Consider the following 429-nt stretch of genomic DNA (forward strand, 5'->3'; position numbering starts at 1 on the left):
CCGTGCTGGCGAAGACGCCGATGGTGGCGCCGAGCGTCGTGGTGCCGGTCGCCGCGGTGGTGCCGCCGGCCGCGCCGCTATACACGACGTTGCTGTTCGCCGTCGCGCTGGCGTAGGAGGTCGTGCCACGCAGGTCGGCCGCCGTCGCACCGGAGATGGTGGCGGAGACGTTGGACTTGGTGGAGTAACCGACGGTGGTCTGCAGCGCCTGGTTGGCGATCGACTTGGCGCTGTCGATCAGCTTCTGCAGCGAGGTGATGCCGGTGTTGGCAGCCTGCAGCACCTGCACGCCGTTGGCGATACCATCGAGCAGATTGTTGATGTCGCTGGCGCGGTTGTCGAGCGACTGGGCCGTGAAGAAGTTGGTGGGATTGTCCAGGGCCGAGTTGACGCTCTTGCCGGTCGACAGACGGTTCTGTGTGGTGGCGA

1 pseudogene is annotated in these 429 nt (G+C 66.4%); it reads right to left on the reverse strand.

Going from position 1 to position 429, the window contains the following annotated elements:
* Positions 1-429, reverse strand: a pseudogene (locus I6F17_RS38010) (flagellin); the annotation flags it as partial.

Origin of the sequence: Bradyrhizobium sp. NBAIM18 (genome assembly GCF_020193825.1) — a bacterium.
Classification (GTDB): Bacteria; Pseudomonadota; Alphaproteobacteria; order Rhizobiales; family Xanthobacteraceae; genus Bradyrhizobium; species Bradyrhizobium yuanmingense.